24 protein-coding genes are annotated in these 23,550 nt (G+C 33.8%); 9 read left to right on the top strand and 15 right to left on the bottom strand.

The features are described 5' to 3' along the window. Positions 1-45: 45 nt before the first annotated feature. Positions 46-252, bottom strand: a complete 207-nt coding sequence (locus BM088_RS19050; RefSeq protein ID WP_091988372.1) for a hypothetical protein — start codon at positions 250-252, stop codon at positions 46-48. A gap of 387 nt (positions 253-639) precedes the next feature. Between BM088_RS19050 and BM088_RS19045 the strand changes: the two genes are divergently transcribed. Both BM088_RS19045 and BM088_RS19040 read left to right on the top strand, forming a co-directional pair. After that, positions 640-1,416, top strand: coding sequence for a class I SAM-dependent methyltransferase (locus BM088_RS19045; protein WP_091988369.1), 777 nt, complete (start codon positions 640-642; stop codon positions 1,414-1,416). Positions 1,417-1,859: 443 nt separating this feature from the next. After that, complete coding sequence (locus tag BM088_RS19040) at positions 1,860-2,258, top strand: ExbD/TolR family protein (protein ID WP_091988366.1); 399 nt, start codon at positions 1,860-1,862, stop codon at positions 2,256-2,258. Positions 2,259-2,326: 68 nt separating this feature from the next. On the opposite strand, the gene radA is transcribed toward BM088_RS19040, so the two are convergent. Then, positions 2,327-3,721 (bottom strand): DNA repair protein RadA, encoded by a 1,395-nt coding sequence (gene radA / locus BM088_RS19035; RefSeq protein ID WP_091988363.1) that lies wholly within the window; start codon positions 3,719-3,721, stop codon positions 2,327-2,329. 110 nt (positions 3,722-3,831) lie between these two features. Between radA and BM088_RS19030 the strand changes: the two genes are divergently transcribed. After that, positions 3,832-4,509: a DUF2982 domain-containing protein gene (locus tag BM088_RS19030; RefSeq protein ID WP_091988360.1), complete on the top strand. Its 678-nt coding sequence runs from the start codon at positions 3,832-3,834 to the stop codon at positions 4,507-4,509. Here the strand turns inward: BM088_RS19030 and BM088_RS19025 are convergent. Together BM088_RS19025 and arfA are read right to left on the bottom strand one after the other, a co-directional pair. Continuing rightward, positions 4,506-4,985: a YbaK/EbsC family protein gene (locus BM088_RS19025; RefSeq protein WP_091988357.1), complete on the bottom strand. Its 480-nt coding sequence runs from the start codon at positions 4,983-4,985 to the stop codon at positions 4,506-4,508. The genes BM088_RS19030 and BM088_RS19025 overlap by 4 nt on opposite strands. 88 nt (positions 4,986-5,073) lie before the next feature. Beyond that, positions 5,074-5,256 (bottom strand): alternative ribosome rescue factor ArfA, encoded by a 183-nt coding sequence (arfA, locus tag BM088_RS19020; RefSeq protein ID WP_091988355.1) that lies wholly within the window; start codon positions 5,254-5,256, stop codon positions 5,074-5,076. A 141-nt stretch (positions 5,257-5,397) separates the two neighbouring features. Between arfA and BM088_RS19015 the strand changes: the two genes are divergently transcribed. Further along, entirely contained in the window at positions 5,398-6,807 is a 1,410-nt protein-coding gene (locus BM088_RS19015; RefSeq protein WP_091988352.1) for a zinc-binding metallopeptidase family protein, read from the top strand. A gap of 139 nt (positions 6,808-6,946) precedes the next feature. Here the strand turns inward: BM088_RS19015 and BM088_RS19010 are convergent, their stop codons facing one another. Both BM088_RS19010 and BM088_RS19005 read right to left on the bottom strand, forming a co-directional pair. Continuing rightward, positions 6,947-8,986 carry a cation:proton antiporter gene (locus BM088_RS19010; RefSeq protein ID WP_091988348.1) on the bottom strand — a complete coding sequence of 680 codons (2,040 nt, stop codon included), beginning with the start codon at positions 8,984-8,986 and terminating at the stop codon, positions 6,947-6,949. 79 nt (positions 8,987-9,065) lie between these two features. Further along, positions 9,066-9,890, bottom strand: a complete 825-nt coding sequence (locus tag BM088_RS19005; RefSeq protein ID WP_245763867.1) for an enoyl-CoA hydratase-related protein — start codon at positions 9,888-9,890, stop codon at positions 9,066-9,068. A 74-nt stretch (positions 9,891-9,964) separates the two neighbouring features. On the opposite strand from BM088_RS19005, the gene BM088_RS19000 reads away from it, so the two are divergent. Continuing rightward, complete coding sequence (locus BM088_RS19000; RefSeq protein WP_091988423.1) at positions 9,965-11,734, top strand: ABC transporter transmembrane domain-containing protein; 1,770 nt, start codon at positions 9,965-9,967, stop codon at positions 11,732-11,734. A 59-nt stretch (positions 11,735-11,793) separates the two neighbouring features. Here the strand turns inward: BM088_RS19000 and BM088_RS18995 are convergent, their stop codons facing one another. Further along, positions 11,794-11,994, bottom strand: a complete 201-nt coding sequence (locus BM088_RS18995) for a hypothetical protein (RefSeq protein ID WP_091988345.1) — start codon at positions 11,992-11,994, stop codon at positions 11,794-11,796. A gap of 128 nt (positions 11,995-12,122) precedes the next feature. Then, entirely contained in the window at positions 12,123-12,521 is a 399-nt protein-coding gene (locus tag BM088_RS18990; protein WP_091988342.1) for a hypothetical protein, read from the bottom strand. A 69-nt stretch (positions 12,522-12,590) separates the two neighbouring features. Between BM088_RS18990 and BM088_RS18985 the strand changes: the two genes are divergently transcribed. Together BM088_RS18985 and BM088_RS18980 are read left to right on the top strand one after the other, a co-directional pair. Further along, complete coding sequence (locus BM088_RS18985) at positions 12,591-13,922, top strand: alpha/beta hydrolase (protein WP_091988339.1); 1,332 nt, start codon at positions 12,591-12,593, stop codon at positions 13,920-13,922. Positions 13,923-13,924: 2 nt separating this feature from the next. Then, a complete protein-coding gene (locus tag BM088_RS18980) occupies positions 13,925-14,308 on the top strand; it encodes an MmcQ/YjbR family DNA-binding protein (protein WP_091988336.1) in 384 nt (127 codons plus the stop codon). A gap of 26 nt (positions 14,309-14,334) precedes the next feature. Here BM088_RS18980 and BM088_RS18975 read toward each other — a convergent pair whose 3' ends face one another. After that, positions 14,335-14,916, bottom strand: coding sequence for a transporter substrate-binding domain-containing protein (locus tag BM088_RS18975; RefSeq protein ID WP_177208107.1), 582 nt, complete (start codon positions 14,914-14,916; stop codon positions 14,335-14,337). A gap of 172 nt (positions 14,917-15,088) precedes the next feature. On the opposite strand from BM088_RS18975, the gene ltaE reads away from it, so the two are divergent. Further along, positions 15,089-16,111 carry a low-specificity L-threonine aldolase gene (gene ltaE / locus BM088_RS18970; protein WP_091988331.1) on the top strand — a complete coding sequence of 341 codons (1,023 nt, stop codon included), beginning with the start codon at positions 15,089-15,091 and terminating at the stop codon, positions 16,109-16,111. Between the two features lie 56 nt (positions 16,112-16,167). On the opposite strand, the gene BM088_RS18965 is transcribed toward ltaE, so the two are convergent. The 6 genes from BM088_RS18965 to BM088_RS18940 form a co-directional block, all read right to left on the bottom strand. Continuing rightward, positions 16,168-16,626: a YaiI/YqxD family protein gene (locus BM088_RS18965; protein WP_091988328.1), complete on the bottom strand. Its 459-nt coding sequence runs from the start codon at positions 16,624-16,626 to the stop codon at positions 16,168-16,170. Between the two features lie 133 nt (positions 16,627-16,759). Beyond that, positions 16,760-17,005 carry a hypothetical protein gene (locus tag BM088_RS18960; protein WP_091988325.1) on the bottom strand — a complete coding sequence of 82 codons (246 nt, stop codon included), beginning with the start codon at positions 17,003-17,005 and terminating at the stop codon, positions 16,760-16,762. A 57-nt stretch (positions 17,006-17,062) separates the two neighbouring features. After that, positions 17,063-18,172: a cell division protein ZapE gene (zapE, locus tag BM088_RS18955; protein ID WP_091988322.1), complete on the bottom strand. Its 1,110-nt coding sequence runs from the start codon at positions 18,170-18,172 to the stop codon at positions 17,063-17,065. A gap of 68 nt (positions 18,173-18,240) precedes the next feature. Continuing rightward, the gene (locus BM088_RS18950) at positions 18,241-19,065 is read right to left on the bottom strand and encodes a LytR/AlgR family response regulator transcription factor (RefSeq protein ID WP_091988320.1); all 825 of its coding nucleotides are present in this window, start codon (positions 19,063-19,065) and stop codon (positions 18,241-18,243) included. Further along, positions 19,052-20,146 (bottom strand): sensor histidine kinase, encoded by a 1,095-nt coding sequence (locus BM088_RS18945; RefSeq protein WP_091988318.1) that lies wholly within the window; start codon positions 20,144-20,146, stop codon positions 19,052-19,054. The genes BM088_RS18950 and BM088_RS18945 overlap by 14 nt, the downstream gene beginning before the upstream one ends. Positions 20,147-20,322: 176 nt before the next feature. Further along, on the bottom strand, positions 20,323-21,879 hold the full coding sequence (locus tag BM088_RS18940) for a SulP family inorganic anion transporter (RefSeq protein WP_091988316.1): 1,557 nt from the start codon (positions 21,877-21,879) through the stop codon (positions 20,323-20,325). Between the two features lie 290 nt (positions 21,880-22,169). Between BM088_RS18940 and BM088_RS18935 the strand changes: the two genes are divergently transcribed. Continuing rightward, a complete protein-coding gene (locus BM088_RS18935) occupies positions 22,170-23,042 on the top strand; it encodes a hypothetical protein (protein WP_091988315.1) in 873 nt (290 codons plus the stop codon). The last annotated feature ends 508 nt before the right edge of the window (positions 23,043-23,550 follow it).

Below are 23,550 nucleotides of genomic sequence, written 5' to 3'. Positions count from 1 at the left end.
ATAAACCCTATACAAAGCATAGAGTTTATAAAATTTCACTTCATCTTAATGGCAAGTATCAGTGCCACAATTTGTCTTAGATATACAACCACCGCTTGCACATCCATCTTCACTCAGTCGATTACAATTGAGCGTATTTCTACAAACATGAGTATAACGACCACCGCCAACTTGAGGCGTCATATCAGCTGGTAATGCATTATTATCTTTTGATAAATTTTTAAGTTTCTTTTTATTTAATTTTAACTTCATGTCCATCTCCATGTTTATTATTTACTGGCTCATCATTAAGTCAGTACCATTTACGGTACATGAGTTTTTTTGAGTATTCAATATAACTTATCATTATTTATTACTAGTTTACAAAAATGACCTCCTGAGATCCAAGCAACTAATCACCTCACCCAATCCTTCAGTATTTTGGTTTGAAAAAGTTAACTTCAGAATATGAATCTCTAAATGAACCTTTAAATATGAATAGTTCTGCTTCAAAAAACAACAATAACATCATGAAAATTAAAACAAAATATTTTAATTAGATTTATTTTAGATAAAAAACATCCTAATTTTTCGATACTAATATATAACAAACCCTCAATTATTTGAGCACTTCAATTTTGTATATAAATGGAAAATAAAATGAGTCACTACAAAATAAAACACCTTAATAAAACACTTTTAGCATTTTCGATTATCGGCTTATTGTCAGGATGTAATTTATCAAACAATGAAAAAAATGAAGCTGAGTTTACCAAAACTTTGCAATCTAAAAATCGATCTCAAGTAGATAAAAATAAAGACATAGGGCGTAAACCACAACAGGTCATGCAATTTTTTGATATAAAACCTGGAATGACTGTGCTCGAAATATTATCAAGTGGAGGTTATTACACTGAAGTTCTCTCTCACCGAGTGGGCGATAATGGCAAGGTGATTGCTCAAAACAATAAATTTATTTTAGAAGTATTTGAAGGACGATTCGCTAAAGAATTTGAAAAACGAACAGCCAATAATAAACTTCCCAATGTTGAGCATTATATAACAGAGTTTGGTCACTTTAACTTAAAACAAGAAGTTGATGTAGCTACAATTGTTTTGAATTATCATGACATGTATTCAAATATGTCTAAAGAAAAGCGACTGAAAGTTTTAATGCAAATAAAAACGGCATTAAAACCTGGAGGTATATTAGGCATTATAGACATGGAGTCTGCAATGATGGAGCACCAACCTCAATTACACCGGATCCACCATCAGCATGTATTAAATGATCTAAATCAAGCAGGCTTTATTTTAGATGCCCAGGCTAATTTTTTGAAAAATGATCAAGACGATCATAGTAAGATTGTTTTTGATCCATCCGTTAGAGGTAAAACTGACCGCTTTGTTTTTCGATTCAAAAAACCGATATCTTAATTTTTTAGATAAAAGAATAGATCCTTTATTCAAATATTGGGTCTATTAATTGTATTACATTGTCTATTTATCTTACTTAACACATAGCTTTATGTAAATAATGTTAAAAATAATTACACTTAATACTTGAATCTAAAAAACTTTAACAGAATAAAGAAGTCAAAGTCATATATCTAAAATTGTGACTGAATACATTAAAGCCAAAAAACACTTTTATTTTTTACTTTAAAATCAGACCTCTAGATGATTCCTATTAATTATAAAGAAACGACAGATAACAATTAAAAACCTAAAAACATTTAATTAACAATAGTTTAACTACCTAAATAAATTTTGCTATGATAGCTTAAATAACAGGTACCCCGTTTTAAACGTTTCAGTTAACTGACTTCAATATATTGATTTCATTTTGAAATTCAACAAGACTAAAGGAAACCTTTATTATGAAACAAAAGCAATCTGAACAAACAAAAGTAGAAGTAGATATGAATCCCATGTTGGATGTGGTTTTTATATTACTTATTTTCTTCATTGTTACGACAACTTTTGTCAACGCTAAAGCAATCGCAGTTGATAGACCAAAAGCCAACGAAAATAATAATATCGTTGCCAAAAACATCATGATAAAAATCAATCAAGACAATAGTATTTGGTTAGATAATCGTATAATCGATCCTGAGCGCATTGCCGCAAACATTGCAAGGATCAGTGCTAATTTTGAAATTAAAAGCATTCTTGTTAATGCTAATTCACACAGTACCCATCAAACATTAATGACTGTGATGAACCAAGTAAAACTTATGGGTGACTTTCCAATTGCCATCACCTCAAAAATAATTTAGTCACAGATGTAAAAAACCTCAGCATTTAGCTGAGGTTCTTCATTGAAAAGTTTCGATAACTAAATCACTTATTTTAAGGCTTCTAATAAATCTGTAATATGCTCAATGACGATAATCTTTGCATTTCCTTCTTCCATCGATTTATGATAATTTGCTTTTGGAATATATATTTGCTCAAAACCGTGTTTAATCGCTTCATTAACTCTGGGCACACCACCGCTGATAGGCCTCACTTCACCACTTAATGATATCTCTCCCATAAAACAATATTTCCGAGACATTTCAATATCATTCAATGAGCTAACAAGAGCAGCTGCCAAGGCTAGATCAGCACTAGTATCTGTATCTGGTAATTTCAATCCCCCCACTAAGTTAACATACACATCATGGAATAATTGAATTTTTCCATGTTTTCGAAGTACAGCAGTGATCATTTTTAAACGATTAAAATTTAGGCCTATGCTCACTCTTTGAGGATGCTCACCTTCACATTCTGAAACTAAACTTTGTACTTCTAATAATAAATTTCTACTGCCATCACGAATACAGGTTATTGCAGAACCAACCGCACGCTCATCCGCACCTGATAAAAACAATTTACTGGGATTATCAACTGATATCATACCTCTGGAATTCATTTGAAAAATCCCTACCTGATCGACATCACCAAATCTATTTTTACTTGCACGCATTGTACGAATAATACTGTCATTTACTTCAATATGAAGCAGAGTATCAACGATATGCTCTAGTGTTTTAGGTCCTGCTAAGTCACTGCCTTTAGTGACATGCCCGACCAATATCAGTGTTATGCCATGGGTTTTAGCAAATCGGCTTAATTCCTGAGCACACCCCTTAACTTGCCCTATAGAGCCCGCACTCCCATTGGCATGTTCACTTTCAAGCGCTTGAATTGAATCAATAATGAGAAATTTAACTTTAGCCTCTAATGCTTTTTCCATAATGTTAGAAATCACATACTCTGACATTAATAACAGCTGCTCAGGCATAAAATTAATTTTGAGCCTTTCAGTTGCACGCGCTTTAAACTGCTCTAAACTCTCTTCTGCGGTACAATACATAGCGGTCGTTTTATGACTCATATTTGCAGCTAGTTGCGTTAAAATTGTTGTTTTTCCTGCTCCAGGATCTCCCGAAATCAAAATAATAGAACCGATAGTCAGTCCATGCCCTAAAACACGGTCTAATTCTCCTATTCCAGTTGCTGTTTTATCAAGTGCGACACTAGATACTTCATCCATTTTTTTAACAACATTACCAAGAGTACCCGCATATCCTCCCTGGATTGCTTGAGCTCTTTGTTGACTTGGTAATTTTGCTTCTTTAAATTCGGCTAAAGTATTCCAAGCCTTACAACTACCACATTGTCCTTGCCATCTTGAATGATCATTCCCACATTCTGAACATACAAATTTAATTTTTTCTTTTGTTGCTTTTGCCACACTTATTATCCATCAAATTTTGCTGATCAAATTCTATCAAGTTTATAACCTTGCCTATAGTTTTAAATTTATCTCACTGCACATTTATTATTGTTGGCTATACTTTCGTTATGCAAGAATCTGAATTTCCAATATTAATCAAATCTCAAGCACATCGTAATGAATTTTCTACGATGCTTTTAGGTATCTTATTAGGCTGTGTTTGTATATTCACTGCATTTTTTTTATGGCATCAATACAAAATTCATATCATGATATTTAGCATCATTTCAGTTTTAATTATATGCATTAGTATATTTAAGTATTTTGAGCCAAAATTTTGCTTAGGTTTAACGGATGAAAAGCTATTTTATTATCATAAACAAGGTCAATGGAGCATTAATTGGAATAATGTATTATTAATTCATCAACCAAAAATGAGTAATAATGTAGAAAATAAAAATATTGGATTTATAGGTATTAAATTACGAAGTTATGACTGTGAAACAAATAATATAACACCGCGCCTTGCTAATCATTTATTACATGAACAAAAACCCTTACTCATTTTAGGCTATCATTCTAACAACATTGAAGTTGAGCAAACTCAAATCAACTTTTCCCCCTTTAAAACTTCAAATGGTCAAAATATTACAGGACCAATTGCTGCGTGGTTACATCAAATGAAAATATTGCGTAAATTGTATGGTTTTGATTTATATATTCCAATCAACAGTTTTACTCCATCGTCAGAGCAAATGATCAAATTATTAAAGCAAAACCAACAAAAAAATACTTCGTATAATTAATGCATGTGTGTTTTGCATAATTTGATATGCTGACTATTTTCCATTATATGCCCATAATCCTGATGGTTTATGCATAGCAAAGTTTCATGATCGCCTGCTTCAATGTAAATACTTTCAAGTAAATCTAACGACTCATCACATACCATAGACATATTAAAAGCCGCGCCAACGGGTGGCACAGCACCTTGTTTACAATCAGTAAATAACTTAAAAACCTCTTCCTCATTTAAAAGCTCAAAACTTGCGTGCAACGTATTATTAATTGATAACAGGTTTATTTTTTTGTCAGCAGGTAAAACGGCCATTAACCTATGACCATCATGATCGACTAATAAAACGGCTTTAGCGATATTTTGAGGTGGAATGCTTGTGGCAACTGCAGTACCCACAGAACTGTTACTATAAAAATGTGGAATTGTGTGATAAGAAATATGTTGTTCATTTAGGTAATATTCGAGCTTACGTGAAATAGCCATGATCATATCCATTTATGAATTAATCTACTCAAAGTATAGTAAAGCTAATTTATATACCCAAGATAAAAGCCCTATTTGATAAGTGCTATTAAGCAGCTATTAAATAGGACTCTCGTCCTTTATGTTTTTCTTTTCTTTTATATGAACCTTTTCCTTTTTTAGCATTAACCACTTTTGTTTGAAATACTTTTGATGTCACCAATGCAGCTAAATAATTATCTTTAATGGTGCCTTTTCCTAAATCAACTGCATTTGTTTTTTGTTTACCCATGATTTACCTCTTTTAAATGAGCGCTAAGTGTAACCAATATAGATTTAAGAGACAAATAGCCAATTCTCAGGGAGGAACAACATTGCTAAAAATAGCATTGCCCTCTACCATATTAAAATCTCAAAATAATTGATAATTAAAATGCGTAAAAAATTTTTACTTGCCGCTACAATAATAACCTCTCTTACAATCCCAAGTGTTATCGCTAAAGAAGAAATAAAAAATTCTTGGCTCGCTTTATCAAAATCAGAATTGAAACAAGTTCAGTCATATAATGAAGAATACAAGTCATTTATAGATCAAGCGCGAACTGAGCTTACTTTTGTATCTGAAACAAAAAAATTAGTTGAACAATCAGGCTTTAATGAGCTTACAGAAAATAGCCAAATTGTCCCTGGTGCTAAGTTATATAGCATAAATCGAGATCGTGCTATGACTTTAATGGTAATAGGTTCAAAGCCAGTTAAAGAAGGTGTTCGCATTGCAGGTGCTCATATCGACTCGCCAAGAATAGAGTTAAAAGGCCGCCCTCTTTATGAGAAAAATGGATTTGCACTTTTTCAAACTTATACCCATGGCGGAATGAAAAACTACCAGTGGGTGAATATTCCTTTAGCCTTAATCGGCCGTGTTGATAAAAAAGATGGTACACATGTAGATATCAATATAGGTCTAAATGAAAATGATCCTATTTTAATTATTCCTGACTTGGCACCTCATGTTGACCGAGATTATCGCAAACGTACAAACAGAGACGTTATCAAAAAAGAAGAGTTAGATATTATTATCGCTTCTAAGCCCGGTAATGATTCAACTGTAAAACAAGAAGTAATTAATTTTTTAAAAACAAATTATGACATCAGTATCGCGGATTTAGTTTCTGCTGAACTTGCACTTGTACCAGCAGTAAAACCTAGAGATGTGGGCTTAGATCGTTCCATGGTCGCAGCTTATGGCCACGATGATAAAATTTCATCTTTTGCTGCCGTAAAGTCTATTCTAGAAGTTAAAAAACCAGAATATACAGCGATTACTTTTTTAGTTGATAACGAAGAAGTGGGGAATTTAAATAATACTGGCGCAGATTCTAGTTATTTAGTCGACACCATTAGCCAACTATTATATCAACAATCTCCAAGCACCTATAATGATTACCTGTTACGTAAAACTTTACGTAAAACAAAAGTAATCTCTGTAGATGTTAATCCAGGCGTAAACCCTAATTGGCCTGGTGTGTGGGAGCTTGGCAATGCTCCTAAATTAGGCGAAGGTATTAATATTAAACTATATGGTGGCGGCTTTAATGCCAACTCTGAATATATAGCATGGACACGTAATTATTTAGATAATGCTGATATTTTATGGCAAACAAGCACCTACAAAGGGAAAGCATCAGGCGGTACGATTGGCAGTGCTTTATCTGAAAATAATATGGATGTAATTGACTTTGGAGTACCAGTATTAGGTATGCACTCCCCTTATGCTGTGGCATCAAAAGTGGATATTTATGCTATGTACACGGCCATGAAAGCTTTTTTTGTAAATAAATAACATCATTTTTTAGCAAATAAGTTTTGATATGTAATGAGTAAGTTCCACCATCAAGGATGATGGTACAGAGCCCCATACATAAGCTCACTGCGTCTTACTAATACATAACAAAACTTAATATCAACACATTCAAATTCCCTTACTTATTTTTCTTTTTACTTTCATGCATTTTAAATTCAACTTCTTCAATCAGCTTCTCAGCATCCACTTCTGAAATCATGCCTTCATGTGCTAGCTCCTGTATCTTTTTGCGTTCAGTATTAAGTAAAATCCTAAGGGCTAGATAAGACTCAACACGTTCAACTAAATGGGGCGATTTTTGCCTAAAACCATCTAAAGCCGCAATTGCAAACTCATTGACTAACTTTGTTTGTTTAATTGCTTTTTCTAACTGACTTGGCTCTAAAGATAAACTGGGGGCAATACTTAAAATATACTCACTAGCTTCAAATAACCCTCTGGCACTTTCAAAAACAATCACATGTTGTTTATAACCAAATGAGCGTGCATATGATCCAAACAACGGTAATGATTGCATTCTATCAATCCAAGTTGGCATTTTCCAATGCGACTCTATATAAGGCCTTGGCCAAATTTTTGGTGTACCATCAAGTGACTTTTCAATTGCCTGAACTAAAATTTGTGTTGCACTAGTACCCAATAAACCTTTTGAGAATTGATTCCAATAAAACTGACGTTCAGACTCTAATAATTTACGTAAATATTCAACCTGCGTATCTATTTCCTCTTCATTTTTATAAGGGCTGGCGATTGCAATGATATTTTTGTCAACCAAAGGCCAATTAACCGCTTTTAAATTTGGGTCCACTTGCAAACTTTCTCTTACTTTAATAATCTCATCCGATACCTTATCTTGTACTTTAGCAAGTGTTTGTTGTTTTGCTTTAGGTAATTTATCTAACCCTAACTTTGCCATAACAAACCGCATTGAGGACCCATTTACAATTATGGTTAAAACAACTATTCCCGCAGTTAAAAATAAAATTTGATCTCTAAGTTGGATATCTAAAGACTCATTCGTTGCAACAATCAATGCTAACGCTAATGAAACCGCCCCCCTTAAACCTCCCCAAATAAGAACAATTGATTTTTCTTTGGTTAAGCCAATACCAATTCGTGCTAAAACAGGCATTAAACCAACAACGGCTATGGTGCGTATCACTAAAACCCCAGCAAATATAACCATTAAATATTGCCAATTAGCTAAATCAGTAACACCTAAACGTGTTGAAACAACTAAACCGACTAAAATGAAAATTAGCGTATTAAATAAAAACGATAAGGTATGCCAAAAATGGTGTAAATGCTCCATCACTTCAGGTGAAAAACGCGTACGACCAGGTCCAGCATAAATTAAAGCTAAAGTAACAACGCTCACAACACCCGATGCATGAAATATATGCTCAGATGTATAAAAAACAACATAAGGCAAAACTAAAGTCAGGGCTATTTCAATTAAGCTATCATTAAATAAAGAGCTTATAAATTTTAAACTTACAACGGCTACAACAGCACCAATTACGACACCAATTGAAACAACTCGCATAAACTCAAAGATAACCTCAAATGTATTAAATTCTGGTTCTATTTGTGTTGCTAAAGTTAAAAATAATGTGAATAAAACAATAGCTGTACCATCATTAAGTAGTGACTCCCCTTCAATCAAAGTTTGCAATCTAGCTCTTGAACACATTTCTTTTAATAAAGACACAACCGCAACGGGATCTGTGGCACTGACAATGGCGCCAAACATAAGTGCAGTGGGAAGAGACCACTGCCAAGGTAATACCCAAAGACTTAAAGCAGCAGTAAATAAGGTGCAGATTATTAACCCCGGAATTGCCAATAATGCAATTTGTGACAACATGCGTTTAAATAAATGCACTTCAAGTGAAAAGGCAGACTCAAAAACTAAGGCAGGTAGAAAGATAAACATAATTAAATTTGCATCAAGCTGACTCGCAAGAGAGAATGCAGCTTTCACCTCATGAAAGATTGGCGTTTGTAACTCAATATCTAACAAACTACCAATTAACATGCCCAATAATAATAATGCGACCGAATAAGGAATTGCAGTATTTTGTAATAAACGCCGTAAAATTATGCCAAATATGATTGAAAGCACAAAAAACATTAATAATAGTAAGGTAGTATGCATAATGTCACCAAAGTGCTAATACCAAGTCTATTAAAAATAGTCGTTAAACGACATTTAATCGATTAATTTTCGTACTAAATCATTTTGCCAATTTTTCCATCAAAGTATTCACTGCACCTAAATGTTCCGGGTTGTTATGGCACATCCCCTGAAACACTGCACAAATATCTAAAAAGTCAGTAAGCTCAGTTCTTTGTGCCATCTTCATTAAACGTTTTGTTAACCGTAAAGATGCCGTGGGTTTATCTGCAATTTGTTTCGCTAATGATAGTGCTTTGGGCATTAACTCGCTAGGTGTAACAACATCTAATACTATACCGATTTCTCTTGCCTCCATGGCATCTATTATTCTGCCGGTAAATGTTAGTTCTGCGGCTTTTTGATACCCTATTATACGTTGCATAAACCAAGCTCCACCATCACCGGGGATCAAACCTAAATTAGAAAAAGTTTCACCAAATTTAGCTTTAGTAGATGCAAGGCGTAAATCACACATATTCGCAATATCAAATCCAGCCCCAATTGCAGGACCATTTATAGCCGCTATGACAGGTACTTCTAGCTTTTGTATCGCAAGTGGAATACGTTGAATACCTTGTCTGTATCGTACTTCAAGTTCTTGCACATCACCGGCAAAGTCACCACTTCTATTTGCCATATCCTTGATATTGCCCCCGGAGGAAAATGCAGCGCCTTCTCCTGTCATTATTAGTACTGCAATTGAAGGTGTTTTATTGATCCATTCAACTGTTGTTACAATATCATCTGTGATGGATGTACCTGTTAAAGCATTTCTCACATCATCGCGATTAAATCGCAATATCACGATATTATTATTAAGTGAAAGGGTACTATCTATTAAATTTGGTAAATTTATCATTATTATTTTTACATTTTGAAACATATTATAAAATCCTAACACAGTTGAATTAAAATAATTTGCATCCATTAAATGTTAAAGCCTCTTTATTTAAGATTATTGTGACCGATAAAAAATCAGACAAAGCATTTACCAGTTTATTACCCATTTTTGCCTTTATAAAGCCTTATAAAGTCATGGTTGCCAGTGCTTTATTGGCTCTTTTATTAACCGCTTCGGTCAATTTATCATTAGGTCAAGGGGTTAAGTTTGTCATAGATAATGGTTTTATTGCAGGTTCTCAAGAGCAGCTTAGCTCTGCTATTTTAATATTAATTGGTTTGATCAGCTTATTGGCTATAGGTACTTTTTGCCGGTTTTTCTTAATGTCATTATTAGGTGAACGTGTCAGTGGCGATATCAGAAAAGCCGTATTTAATAAAATTGTAACCCTACACCCTAGTTACTTTGAAGAAAATCGAAGTGGCGAAATTATGTCTCGCCTGACAACGGATACTGCATTATTGCAATCTATTGTGGGTTCCTCATTTTCAATGGCACTGCGTAGCTTTTTAATGTTAATTGGCGGCATTATTATGCTACTCATTACAAATTTAAAACTCACCTTAATTGTTTTAGTATGTGTTCCCCTTATTTTAGTACCCATGATGGTTTTTGGCCGAAAAGTCAGAAAACTGGCTTCAAGTAGCCAGGATGCTATTGCCGACATTGGTACTTACGCGGGTGAAATAATTCAAAATATTAAAGTCGTACAAAGTTATAATCATGAAACAAAAGAAAAAAATGCATTTGGTTCTGAAGTTGAAAAAGCCTTTGAAGTTGCTAAAAAACGGGTAAGACAGCGCTCATTTCTAATTGCAGTTGTCATATTTCTCACTTTTTCGGCAATTAGCTTTATGTTATGGATTGGCGGCATGGATGTACTCTCAGGCAAAATGTCTGGTGGTGAGTTAGGTGCTTTTGTATTTTATGCAATTATGGTTGCTATGTCGGTTGCTACAATTGCTGAAGTTTATGGTGAACTGCAAAGAGCTGCAGGATCAGCTACCAGATTACTGGAATTACTTAAAGTTAAAAGTGATATCACCACAACTGACAGCCCCATTGAAGTCGAAAAATCAAACCCAATTGCAGTTCAGTTTGAACATGTTAATTTTTGTTATCCATCAAGGCCTGACGCTCCTGCACTTCAAAACATTCATTTAAGCATACCTAATGGTAAAACAGTCGCATTAGTCGGCCCTTCAGGTGCTGGTAAAACCACCATGTTTGAGTTATTACAAAGGTTTTATGATCCACAATCTGGTGAAATTAAACTTAATAATGCCGATATTACAAAAGTAGATTTAAGTGAATTACGCCATACTATGGGCATGGTGCCGCAACATCCAATACTATTTAGCTCAGATGTATGGCATAACATACGTTATGGCAAACCAGATGCCTCGGATGAGGAAGTGTTCGACGCAGCTAAAAAAGCACATGCGCATGAATTTATTGAAAACTTACCTCAAGGGTACGGTAGCTTTTTAGGAGAACAAGGGGTTCGACTTTCAGGCGGTCAAAAACAACGTATAGCACTTGCCAGAGCCATATTAAAAGATCCTGACATTTTATTACTGGATGAAGCCACCAGCGCACTTGATGCCCAGAGTGAATATCATGTTCAAGCAGCTTTAGATGAGTTAATGAAAGATAGAACAACCGTGATCATAGCGCACAGGCTTGCAACCGTTTTACATGCTGACTTAATTGTGGTTATGGATAAAGGAAAAATCGTAGATACAGGTACTCACAGCTCATTAATACACTCTTCATCTTTGTATAATCGGTTATGTGAATTGCAATTTGATAAAGCAGCCAGTTAATTAACATTAAGCCATGAAATGTTTTAATAGCACTTCATGGCTTAATCGATAAAACTGAATTAACATCCCCAATAATACATATCACTATCAGAATTAAGTTGGCGGTCTTCAAATAAATCAACCACATTAACAACAAATTTTTGATGATCACTGTGTCTTTGGATAAGGGCGACTTCAGTTGTACGATTAACTGCTATGACTTCAGACAAGCTCATATGATACTCAACAAACATGCCAGCTTTAACTTCATGAGTATTCATTGTCATTCCTAATAATTGAACCATTGTTTATAAAGTATATGCCATAGTTTGCGCTAAACAAGTTAAACGCTTATTGTGTGTTTAAGTTTAAAACACGATAAACAGATTTTAATTCAATATTTACCACTTTATTTCTCAACCCGGAAAAAACTTTCAAACTGGCCATTATCCTTTATTTTTAGTACTGCAATATAAGGCGTATTTAATTGATATTTTTTAGGAAAAGGAATTATGAGGTCATGTTCAAATTCTTGTGATTGATTATCTTTCCAAAACACAATTAATTGGGCCGCCTGATAATATTTAACAGGAAACCCTGTGCCACAATAACTTTTAGGGCCAATGCTAGTACAAGCAACCATGCGCCCTGTTGCTTTCACTTTTAGTGATATCTGATTTATTTCAAAATCAGTATTATTATAAAATGCCAAACCTGCAATTTCCAATTGAGATTTTTTTGGTACTGGTTCAGGTATTAATTGACACCCACTTAACAAAGTCAGAGTTAAAAATATCAATACTTTCATCTTTTTCCTTTATTTATGTTTTATTTTTTTATTTAATACGGCTAATTATTACATATAGTGAATTTTATAATGCCGATAAAGTTAAGTTTTTATTTAATATTGTTTACATTTTCAGGTCTCAGTTTTGCAAATAATACCTGTGATAATTTAATATCAAATACGCAGATCCATCAAAAACTGATCAATCAAGGTACTTATAGAAATGAATTTTCGCGTGATAAAAGCGCAAAGATCAATTTTGATTACACAGTCGAAACGCCTTTTTCTGAATACTTAGCATTTGCTAAAAAACAAATTATTCAGTCTAATCCTCGCGCTTTATGGTCCTGTGAAAAATATAAAACAGCAATGTTTCAACAATACAAACAAAACAACACGGCAAATGTTTTAAACTTAATTTCACCTTACGAGCTTACAATTAAAAATAACAACAAAGTTATTATATTGATCCACGGATTAACTGATACCCCCTATCACTTTCATGATTTATCCAAGCAATTTTATGAAATGGGTTTTGATGTCAGAACATTATTATTACCAGGACATGGTACAACACCCACTGAACTTTCAAAAACCAGTTATAAAGATTGGCAACTTGCAACACACTATATTATTGAAAATAGTAAAAAAGATTATGAACAAGTATTATTAGGTGGTTTTTCAACGGGAGGCGCATTAATTTTTGATTATTTACAAAAAAATAATAAAGATGACAAAATTAAAGCAGCTCTATTTTGGTCTTTAGGCAGTGAAGCTAAATCATCTAATGCTTGGCTGAGTCCTTATTTAAATTATTTACCATTTTTAACGTGGTTAGATAAGGCCGCCGATATCGATTTTGCTAAATATGAATCCTTTCCACTTAATGCTGCAGCACAATTTTATCTATTATCTGAAAATATCACTGACTTACTCGATGTACCCCTTAGTAAAAGCTTTAATATTCCATTTTTTGCTGTTAGCAGTGATGTCGACAATACAATTAATAGTGAAACTTCTTATAAATTATTTTCAAAATGGCAGCAGAAAAAAGAAACAAAAAATGCAATGCTAAGCCGATATGATGAAAATACAAATACCACCATCGCATTATGTGATAAAAAACCATGTTATAAAATATTAGATATATCACATACAGGTGTAACAAATGCCTATTACAACCCACTATATGGTCAAAATTCTCAATACCGTAACTGTAGCCATTACTTATCTGAACCTAATTTGTATATAAACTGCCTCAAAACAGATACTTTTGGTGAAAATCATGAAAAAAACACAGCACAATTTGGGACAAGTGATAAAACTATGGCTAGACTTACATTTAATCCTCATTTTGATAAAATGCTCCATGATATAAAACAATTTTTAAAAAATAATGCGCTGCTTAATAAGGGATCCTAACTATGAGTATGGAAATAATTAAAAACTATTTGTCATCAAAACCTGAAGCTAAAATTGAGCACCCTTTTGGTGATGAAGTGATGGTTTTTAAAGTGAAAAATAAAATGTTTGCAACTTTGTCGATAGGTAAAATGGGCAAAGGAGATGGTGAAGCGCAAGACTGGTGGGTAAACCTAAAATGTGATCCCGATGAAGCACTTGCACTTCGTGATATCTTTGATGCTGTGATCCCTGGCTACCATATGAATAAACGTTTATGGAATACTGTGATATTAAACGGAAGTATACCGCAGGGAGAGCTTGAGCGTATGATGGATAATTCATATATGTTAGTTGTCAATAACATGCCAACAAAAGATCGTGAAGCCATTGAGTTGCAATTATAAATGACCTATCGATAACTAACTCAGCCTTAATATAAATTTTTATGTGACTTTATAAACTGCTCTATTGCTCTTGAAAATAATCCCGTTTCAAAGGCTTTTTGTATTTTTATAAAGTCAGAGCCTTTTATTTTTAACCTACTTTTTTTACTCAAACCAAAATAAAGTGTGTTTTCAGCTAGATAACCTTTATGATCTAGCGGTTTCATCTCATTTAGTTTTGCAATGAGTACTTTTTGAATGTCGGAATTAGTAGGGAGTCGATTAATATCTAACGTGCCACTTTGAGCAATAAAAGTGGCGTTAAATGCATCCTCCCCACTATGCCAAGCAACTGAATTAACTAACTTAATATCAATTTTATCTGGTTTATTATAATAAGGAAATAAATAAGCAAACTCTCGCCTTTTTGGCTCATCTATTAATCCAGCCAAAATATCAACCTGTCCTTCCTTTAGCATTCTCATGCAAAACTTAAAGTTTGCTCCTTCAACAAACCTTACTTCATAATTCAATACTTTTGCTAATACATTAATAGCCGCTATATTTTCACCTTGCGGTTTTGGGCTTAAAATTTGAAAAGGGGGATAATGATCTATGCAAACCGTCATTATGTGTGTCTTGATTTCAAACGCTATAAAATAAAAAAGTAAACATAAAATGATGATAAATTTCATGATATTCATTCTGATATACAGATTTAATATCATAAATTATGGTAGATCCAATAGCCAAATTCCAATATATTAAAAATCTCATAACTCACAAAATAAAGGTTTACCTATGATAGATTTTCGCTCAGATACGGTCACCAGACCAAGCGATAGCATGAAACAAGCTATGTTTGATGCACAAGTGGGCGATGATGTTTATGGTGATGATCCGAGTATTAATGCACTAGAAACATGGGTAGCTCAGCAGCATAATTTTGAAGCGGCTATATTTTGTAGCTCTGGTACACAAGCTAATTTATTAGCTTTAATGTCACATTGTGAACGTGGTGATGAATATTTATGTGGGCAACAAGCGCATAATTACAAATTTGAAGGTGGCGGTGCTGCAATATTAGGTTCAATTCAACCACAACCCGTAGAAAATGAAAAAGATGGCACTTTATGTTTCACTAAATTAAAAAGTTATATAAAACCCATAGATCCTCATTTTGCACGAACCACTTTATTAAGTTTAGAAAATACCATCAATGGTAAAGTATTGCCTTTAAGTTATTTAGCGCAGGCACGTGATTTTGTAAATGAACACAAGTTACAACTACATTTAGATGGTGCCCGTGTCTATAATGCAGCAACAGCTTTAAATGTTGAAATTACAGAAATATCACAATATTTTGACTCTATGACAATTTGTTTATCTAAAGGCTTAGGTGCACCTATCGGTTCTTTATTATTAGGCTCTACTGCGTTAATAGCCAAAGCAAGAAGATGGCGTAAAGTATTAGGCGGTGGTATGCGACAAGCCGGAATTTTAGCAGCAGCAGCCAAAATAGCACTCGCTGAAAATGTATCTAAATTAAAGCAAGACCATGCAAATGCCTTATATTTAGCGCAAAACTTAAATAAAATTAACGGAGTTACGACTAATCCAGATCATGTGCAAACCAATATGGTATTTGTTAAATTAAATAAACCTTCTTGTATTGACCACCTAGTTACAGCGCTTAAAGCTAAAGATATTTTAATAAGCCCCGGCCACCCTATTCGCCTTGTAACACATTTGGATATTTCTCGTGAAGATATAGATATTTTTATAGATGAAATCAGCTCACTGATAGCACAATATCAAAACTAAATTATCGAGATGAGTTACAGGGCTTATTCAAGTAAAGTCCTGCTTTTTTATTTAATCTATCCGTTAGCTTTGAAGTTTTGTGCTAATAGTTTATCTAAGTTATTAGCAAAGTTTTGCCTATCAGTTTGGCTAAGTGGTGCTTGGCCCCCAGTTTGGATACCACTAGATCGCATTGTATCCATAAAATCCCTAATATTGAGTCGCTCTTTAATATTATCTTTAGTATAAAGCTCTCCTCTTGGATTTAATGCAATACCTTCTTTTTCTATTACTTCAGCTGCTAAAGGAATATCTCCTGTGATCACTAAATCACCCGATTGCATTCTTTTAACAATTTCATCATCTGCAACATCAAAACCAGACGAGACCTGGATTTGATTAATATAAGGTGAAGGTGGTGTTTTAATATATTGGTTTGCAACTAAAGTCACTTGAATTTTTTTTCTATCTGCAGCTCTAAATAATATTTCTTTTATCACTACAGGGCATGCGTCAGCATCAACCCATATTTTCATATTTTCACTCAATAAATTTTTAATTTAAACGATTAAAAATAGCCATAAGATTTATACCATAAATAGCTATTCTCAAATTCTATCATTAAAGAGTATTTAAAAATTGTTAACTGCTCACTTTTGATGAAAAGATCTAAAAATCACACTTTAATATTTTCATCGGCTTATCAGCAGCTAAAACACACCCCCGTGCTTCATCTGATGCCGCTTTACACTGTTTTAGCATTTTACGACTGCTAGGAGCCTGCTCACCCAAGACTTTTTTGACATGGTTTACGACTTTTTTACACTCACTGACAGGAACCGGATCTGCTTTGCTGCATGCCATCAATACGAATGCCGCAGGAATTAAAATTGATACCGATTTTATTGTGTTCATTGCATTATCCCCTCTATTTATGTTGTTTTTCAGTATAGTAGAGAAAATATTTTTTATTCAACTTTGATTTAAATACTCAATGGATTGCATTTGAGATAGACGGCTAAAGGTGCGTTTAAACTCAAAGCTTAATGCACCTCCACCATAAAGTTCATTAAGTGGCACTTCAGCACAAATATATACATTCGTATTTTGATCATATAGCTCATCAATTAAGCTTATAAACCGTCGTGCAGCATCATCTTGTGTCGCATAAGATAATTGTCTTTCACCAGTGATAGTGGCCTCTACACCATCTTCTGTGCCTCGTGCTTTGATCCAACTTCGACACTGCCCACCTAACTTTGGAACTTCACTTAAAAATATATTTTTATACTTTTTTGCCAGCTCAATATAATCCAGTTGTGATCTTGGTCCATTACATACCGCATCAAAAGTAAACCAAGCAGTATCATTCACATGCGCTACAGTTTCAATTTCACGACCAAGTATCCTGATATTATTTTTTAATACAGTTTTTTCATTTCTAGCTTTATTAAATACAGCTGTTAAATCTTCTGTGCTTAAAAAATAAGTTTGTGCAAAATTAAGGTGGTGTAACCTATGATCTTGTACACCATTTAAATGAAGTTCATCAGTATATTGATTTAATAAATCTATGGTAGGTAAAAACTGCTGTCTTTGTAGACCATTTTCATAAAGTCTGTTTATGGGTATATTTGAGGTAGCAACTAAAGTGATGCCTTGTTCAAATAATGCCTCAAATAAACGTCCTAAAATCATAGCATCGCCAATATCAGATACAAAAAATTCGTCAAAACAGAGTACTCTACATTGCTTTGATAATTTTTTCGCTATTATTTTTAATGGGTTCTTATGACCCGATGCAACATGGAGTTCAGTATGAATTTTTGCCATAAAATGATGAAAATGTAAGCGCAGTTTTTTATCATCTGTTAAGCTGTCAAAAAACAAATCCATCAGAAATGTTTTACCCCGACCAACATCTCCCCATAAATAAATGCCTTTCGGTTGTTTAAGCTCTGTTTTTTTTAAGTTTTGATATAGATTTTCTAGTTTTTTTACTGCAATAATTTGTTGTGCATCCGCTACAAAGTTAGTTTGTTTCACTTTATCTTGATATATTTTCTGTGGAGATAGCGCCATATTGGTTTTGTATCAGACATTAAAAAAGGGTGATTTTATCACCCTTTTTTCTAAAAATATAAACGTTTTTAACTGGCAAGTGCGGCTTTAACTTTATCGCGATAACTACGGCTTACTTTAAGTTCTTGACCGTTTTCTAATACTAACTGATACTCGCCGCTCACCTGTGTTACCAACTTATTAATTTGCTTGGTATTAACAATTGCACTGCGATGTACCCTTACAAATAATTTTGGATCAAGTTCCGCTTCCAGTTCTTTCATTGTTTTACGTAGAATATGTGTTTTACCGTCATTTGTATGCAAGCACATATAATCACCTGCGGCATCAACCCATTGAATCGTACCTGTTGGTACACGTACTATTTCACCTTGTTCTTTAACAGCGATAGATTCAGGAAAACGTTTTTCTTCAATTTTTGCACCCGTAGCAAGCTTTTCTAAAATTTCTTCGTAGTTATTACCAGTTAATCCGGCAACAAAAGAAGCCAACTTGTTTTTATGAACATTATCTTGTTGTGTTTTTAAAAAACTTTGCACTTTGTCTACCGCCTGTTTTAGTCTGTTATCATCCACGGGTTTTAATAAATAATCTAAAGCATGGTTTTCAAATGCTTTTACAGCATATTGATCAAAAGCTGTTACAAATATAATTGTTGGTAATTTTGTTGATAACGTCACTAATGTTTTAACAACATCAAAACCATTTTTTCCAGGCATTTGAATATCTAAAAAAATCAAATCAATTTGTTGTGATTGACACACGTTAATTGCTTCATCACCATTCTTACATAAGGCGATAATCTCTATTTCGCTATATTCTTTTAATCTAACAGCCAAACCTTTTCGTGCGAGAGGTTCATCATCAACAATGATTGTTTTAATGCGATTCATTTGATATTACCTTTTTAGAAATTCTTTCAAACGGTATGCGAATATTCACTTTTAAACCTGACGGTTCATTGTTAGATAATACAAAGGAATAGTTGTTCTCGTAAAGTGTCTTGAGTCGATCTTTAGTATTTGCGATCCCCACACCTGAGATTTTTCTTAATTGACCATCTTCTAAGTCGGCACCTGGTCCATTATCATCAACTTCTAATAATAGTTCGTTAGCAAAAATTTGGGCTTTTATATTTATCGTACCACCCGTTATCCTATCCGCTATTGCGTATTTAATCGAATTTTCAATCAAAGGTTGCAAAATCATACTCGGTACTAATGCTGCTTTAGCGGCTTCGCTTATTTTGATGTCGACCGTTAACCTATCTTCAAAACGAACTTTTTCAATTTCAAGGTAAAGCTCCAAGGCATAAAGTTCTTTTTCTAAAGGTACTTTTTTTATAGGGTCAGTATTTAAGGTATAACGCAAAAAACCACTCAACTTTGATACCATTTGATTAGCATTTTTATTTTCTTCAATCAGAATCAAAGTTGAAATTGCATTTAAGGTATTAAATAAAAAATGAGGATTTAACTGATAACGTAACATTTTTAGTTGCGCTTCATGGGCCATTGTCGTGGCTTTAAGAGATTTTTGTCTTTCACTTTGCAATAATTGATAATATTTAATGCCAAAGTACAAACCACTCCAACATAAAATAATATAAACCGAATCTAGTCCTTCCCTAAAATAATAAAACCATTCATCAGGCCTAAAACCATGGCGGTATATTTCCCACAAATTAAACTTTTGTAAAACAGACCAAAGTGTGCCAGTAACATAAGATGCAGTAAAAACAACAGAAATTAATACCCAAGGTCCTTTATTCCATACCTTACGATATAAATACCTCAGTGGAATTGTCATTAAACAGCCAGCATAAGCATTTAAAATAATGACAAAGATATAAATATCACGCATTTCAAATACTTTTGAGCCAATGTAGTTTAATAGGCCGTACCCTATCCAACCAGATACTTGTAATACCCAAAAAAATCTTTGTCGATTATCGACTAATTGCTGCCAGTTCAAAGTCTTAATTTTTTAGTTTAACTTAACTTTATTATAAATTCTCTAAAGTAAAAGGCACTGTTAACTATCTTGATTTTATTACAATTAAACGCATAAATTAATGACATTTAAAACAAAAAACCTCAAATATAAATTTGAGGTTTTTTTAATAACTATAAAATTGTATTTTTAAATCATTAACCTAAACGGTTATCTGCAACTTTATAAGTTGGATCTTCAATTACGTTAACTTCAACTAAGTCCGCAGCTTTAGATAATAACTCTTTACAGTCTTCGCTTAAATGGCGTAAATGCAAAGTTTTACCTGTATTTGAATAACGCTCAACGAGTGTATCAATAGCATCTATGGCACTGTGATCTGTTACGCGACTATATTTAAATTCAATGATGATATCTTTAGGGTCATTTTTAACATCAAATAATTCTAAAAAATTATTTACTGAACCAAAAAATATAGGACCATGTAATTCGTATACTTTAGAGCCTTTCTCATCAATATATGAATTAGTGTAAATATGCTTTGCATGCTCCCAAGCAAATACAAGCGCAGAGACGATTACACCCACACACACTGCAATTGCTAAGTCAGTTGCAACAGTTACAGCCGATACTAAAATAATAACAAAAGCATCTGATTTTGGTACTTTTTTCATTATACGTAAACTAGACCATTCAAACGTGCCCAATACAACCATAAACATCACACCCACTAATGCAGCTAATGGGATCATCTCAATTAAACTTGAACCTACTAATATAAAAGCTAATAAGATAAGAGCAGCACTGATACCTGATAAACGACTACGACCACCAGAATTAATATTGATCATAGACTGACCTATCATAGCGCACCCACCCATAGCGCCAAATACACCACAAGTAATATTAGCAGCACCTTGGCCAATACATTCTCTATTTCCATTACCACGTGTTTGAGTAATTTCATCGATGAGCGTGAGAGTTAATAAAGACTCAATTAAACCAATAGCCGCTAAAATTAGGGCATAAGGTAAAATAATGTATAAAGTTTCAAGGGTAAATGGCACAACAGGAATATGGAAACTCGGTAAACCACCTGCAATTGTCGCATCTAAATCACCTGTCATATCTTTTAAGAAATCAAGAACAGTACGAGATTCAAGCTCTAAACCAAATACTAGGCCCGTTACAACAACAATAGCCACTAAAGTTGAAGGCACAGCAGAAGTTAACTTAGGTAAAAAGTGAATAATTGCCATAGTTAAAGCTATTAAACCTAACATAAGATATAAAGCCTCACCTTGCATCCACTGCAACGTACCCGCTTCATCCATCACCTTGAATTGACCAAGTTGCGCTAAAAATATCACGATGGCTAAGCCATTTACAAAACCCAGCATGACAGGATGAGGCACCATACGAATGAACTTACCGAGTTTAAATACTCCGGCAAGAATTTGCAGTAAGCCCATTAAGAGCACAGTCGCAAATAGATACTCAACTCCGTGTACTGCTACCAAACTCACCATTACCACTGCAAGTGCACCTGTTGCACCTGAAATCATACCCGGACGACCACCTACTATGGCAGCAATTAAACCTACGATAAAGGCAGCATATAAACCTACAAGAGGTTCTACACCCGCAACAAAGGCAAAAGCAACAGCCTCTGGAACCAATGCCAAGGCAACTGTTAAACCTGATAAAATATCATTTTTAGCTGATTTTGGCGCTTTTGACAGCAAATTAAACATTTAAGTCCCCAAAGACATTAATAATTTATTACAAAAAAGGGCGCGAATTCTATCAAGTTAACGTGCTTTTCACAATTCATTTATTATTTTAGTATAAATATCAATAGATTTTATTTTACCCCTAAATTAACTTTGAGAGCTTCAATTTTAAATGGTTTATCATTTTATAAACTGAGCAATAAGGAGCATCACTTGAATTCAACATATAAGTGCACAATACACAAATAATTAAGGTTGTCTTGTATCAATTTGAGGTAATATGGATGTGAATGTTCAAAAGGATTTAAAAAATGAATTTTAAAAATGTTTTAACAATGAGTTTATCTGCCGCATTATTAACTGCCTGTGCTTCAACCCCACCAAGTAATGAGCCTTTAGAAATGAGTGGATGGAAATTCGCTAACGATAGTAGCATCGCATATAGGCTCGCTAAAATGTCAGGGATTAAAGAAGTTTATGATTCTGAACAGATTAAAGATTCAACTGTTAGTAGTGGCTTTGGTAGCGCTGTGTTTGGCTCTTCTTTGGCGGCTGGAGGCTCTCTTTTCGGTTCTGCGTTAAATGGACTCACTGCCGGACTATTTACACCAGATGCCGACTCATCAATTTTCAAATATATACACTTATCTAATGCCACAACTGAAAAGCAAGCGACAGATGCAATATTTAATAGTACGTTAAGAATATTTTCACAAATACATAATGCTGCTGAAAAAGATGTAGCGATTAGAATGTTTAATAAAGGAAGAAGTTGGGCTTTTACTTTGCCATATGAAAATATAGGGTGTAAACCTGTTATACACTCATTTCTCGAAAAAATTAGAAACAGTGAACTAAAGCAAGAAGTGCACGATGCCGCGAAGCTACAAGGTTGCAAAATGACATTTGGCGGACCAAATGTAGAAGGCTTAGTGAATGAGAGTCATTTAAATTTTTTAGATAAGCAAAAAACACTGTCCTCTGTGAGAATGCATTTGTTTTACATGAATCAGGAAGTTCTTTATAACAAAATTGATAATGAAGATGTTTTTGTTTATGCGCCACCTTCAAAATATTTAGTTTGGTATGGAAGTGGAAAAATTATTGACATTAAAATGCAACCATACCCATACATAAAAGGTAAAGATACTGATTATTACTTTGTTAAAACTAATGCCGATTAATTTTAACAAAGTATAGTGATTGCCCAGTGAGTTTTAGTCACTGGGTAATTCAGGTGCATCATAAATCAATTGAAAAATTCCGTATTTTTTATAATTTTTAAAAGCATCCAACTGAAAAACCTACCTAACAGTATTCATAAACGGTTTAATGAATTAGCTTAAAATTCAGATCGCGAAATCATGCGAGAAGACTTAGAGTTTAGGTATTACAGTGATTTTGTTAGCTCACATACAATCGATTCTAAAATAGACATGTCTATTTTGATGGTAAAGGAAATCAAAGTGTTTGTGTTCTAGGTCATTCATGGTCGTTACTCCAGTAAGACACCACCAACATAGCGATGTTACTGAATAAAAATATGAATGATATTTGTCTACCGATTAGCGGCTTCGTTCAACAATTCCATTAAATCTCGGCAATAACTGCGTTACCTTCACTCTCAATACCAGTTATTACGCAATCAAGTACCTTGCCTGAATAAATACAAGTGAGCAGCTTATCGCTATA

The sequence above is a fragment of the Pseudoalteromonas denitrificans DSM 6059 genome, assembly GCF_900112265.1.
Lineage (GTDB): Bacteria > Pseudomonadota > Gammaproteobacteria > Enterobacterales > Alteromonadaceae > Pseudoalteromonas > Pseudoalteromonas denitrificans.
The sequence above is the reverse complement of the archived record's forward strand: the minus strand, read 5'-3'. Positions and strand labels throughout refer to the sequence as shown.

Excerpts from the sequence above, each read along its gene's own strand:
- BM088_RS19050 (WP_091988372.1), bottom strand. The coding sequence starts at position 252 with ATGAAGTTAAAATTAAATAAAAAGAAACTTAAAAATTTATCAAAAGAT.
- BM088_RS19045 (WP_091988369.1), top strand. The coding sequence starts at position 640 with ATGAGTCACTACAAAATAAAACACCTTAATAAAACACTTTTAGCATTT.
- BM088_RS19040 (WP_091988366.1), top strand. The coding sequence starts at position 1,860 with ATGAAACAAAAGCAATCTGAACAAACAAAAGTAGAAGTAGATATGAAT.
- BM088_RS19030 (WP_091988360.1), top strand. The coding sequence starts at position 3,832 with ATGCAAGAATCTGAATTTCCAATATTAATCAAATCTCAAGCACATCGT.
- BM088_RS19025 (WP_091988357.1), bottom strand. The coding sequence starts at position 4,985 with ATGGCTATTTCACGTAAGCTCGAATATTACCTAAATGAACAACATATT.
- arfA (WP_091988355.1), bottom strand. The coding sequence starts at position 5,256 with ATGGGTAAACAAAAAACAAATGCAGTTGATTTAGGAAAAGGCACCATT.
- BM088_RS19015 (WP_091988352.1), top strand. The coding sequence starts at position 5,398 with ATGCGTAAAAAATTTTTACTTGCCGCTACAATAATAACCTCTCTTACA.
- BM088_RS19010 (WP_091988348.1), bottom strand. The coding sequence starts at position 8,986 with ATGCATACTACCTTACTATTATTAATGTTTTTTGTGCTTTCAATCATA.
- BM088_RS19005 (WP_245763867.1), bottom strand. The coding sequence starts at position 9,890 with ATGTTTCAAAATGTAAAAATAATAATGATAAATTTACCAAATTTAATA.
- BM088_RS18995 (WP_091988345.1), bottom strand. The coding sequence starts at position 11,994 with ATGAATACTCATGAAGTTAAAGCTGGCATGTTTGTTGAGTATCATATG.
- BM088_RS18990 (WP_091988342.1), bottom strand. The coding sequence starts at position 12,521 with ATGAAAGTATTGATATTTTTAACTCTGACTTTGTTAAGTGGGTGTCAA.
- BM088_RS18985 (WP_091988339.1), top strand. The coding sequence starts at position 12,591 with ATGCCGATAAAGTTAAGTTTTTATTTAATATTGTTTACATTTTCAGGT.
- BM088_RS18980 (WP_091988336.1), top strand. The coding sequence starts at position 13,925 with ATGAGTATGGAAATAATTAAAAACTATTTGTCATCAAAACCTGAAGCT.
- BM088_RS18975 (WP_177208107.1), bottom strand. The coding sequence starts at position 14,916 with ATGACGGTTTGCATAGATCATTATCCCCCTTTTCAAATTTTAAGCCCA.
- ltaE (WP_091988331.1), top strand. The coding sequence starts at position 15,089 with ATGATAGATTTTCGCTCAGATACGGTCACCAGACCAAGCGATAGCATG.
- BM088_RS18965 (WP_091988328.1), bottom strand. The coding sequence starts at position 16,626 with ATGAAAATATGGGTTGATGCTGACGCATGCCCTGTAGTGATAAAAGAA.
- BM088_RS18960 (WP_091988325.1), bottom strand. The coding sequence starts at position 17,005 with ATGAACACAATAAAATCGGTATCAATTTTAATTCCTGCGGCATTCGTA.
- zapE (WP_091988322.1), bottom strand. The coding sequence starts at position 18,172 with ATGGCGCTATCTCCACAGAAAATATATCAAGATAAAGTGAAACAAACT.
- BM088_RS18950 (WP_091988320.1), bottom strand. The coding sequence starts at position 19,065 with ATGAATCGCATTAAAACAATCATTGTTGATGATGAACCTCTCGCACGA.
- BM088_RS18940 (WP_091988316.1), bottom strand. The coding sequence starts at position 21,879 with ATGTTTAATTTGCTGTCAAAAGCGCCAAAATCAGCTAAAAATGATATT.
- BM088_RS18935 (WP_091988315.1), top strand. The coding sequence starts at position 22,170 with ATGAATTTTAAAAATGTTTTAACAATGAGTTTATCTGCCGCATTATTA.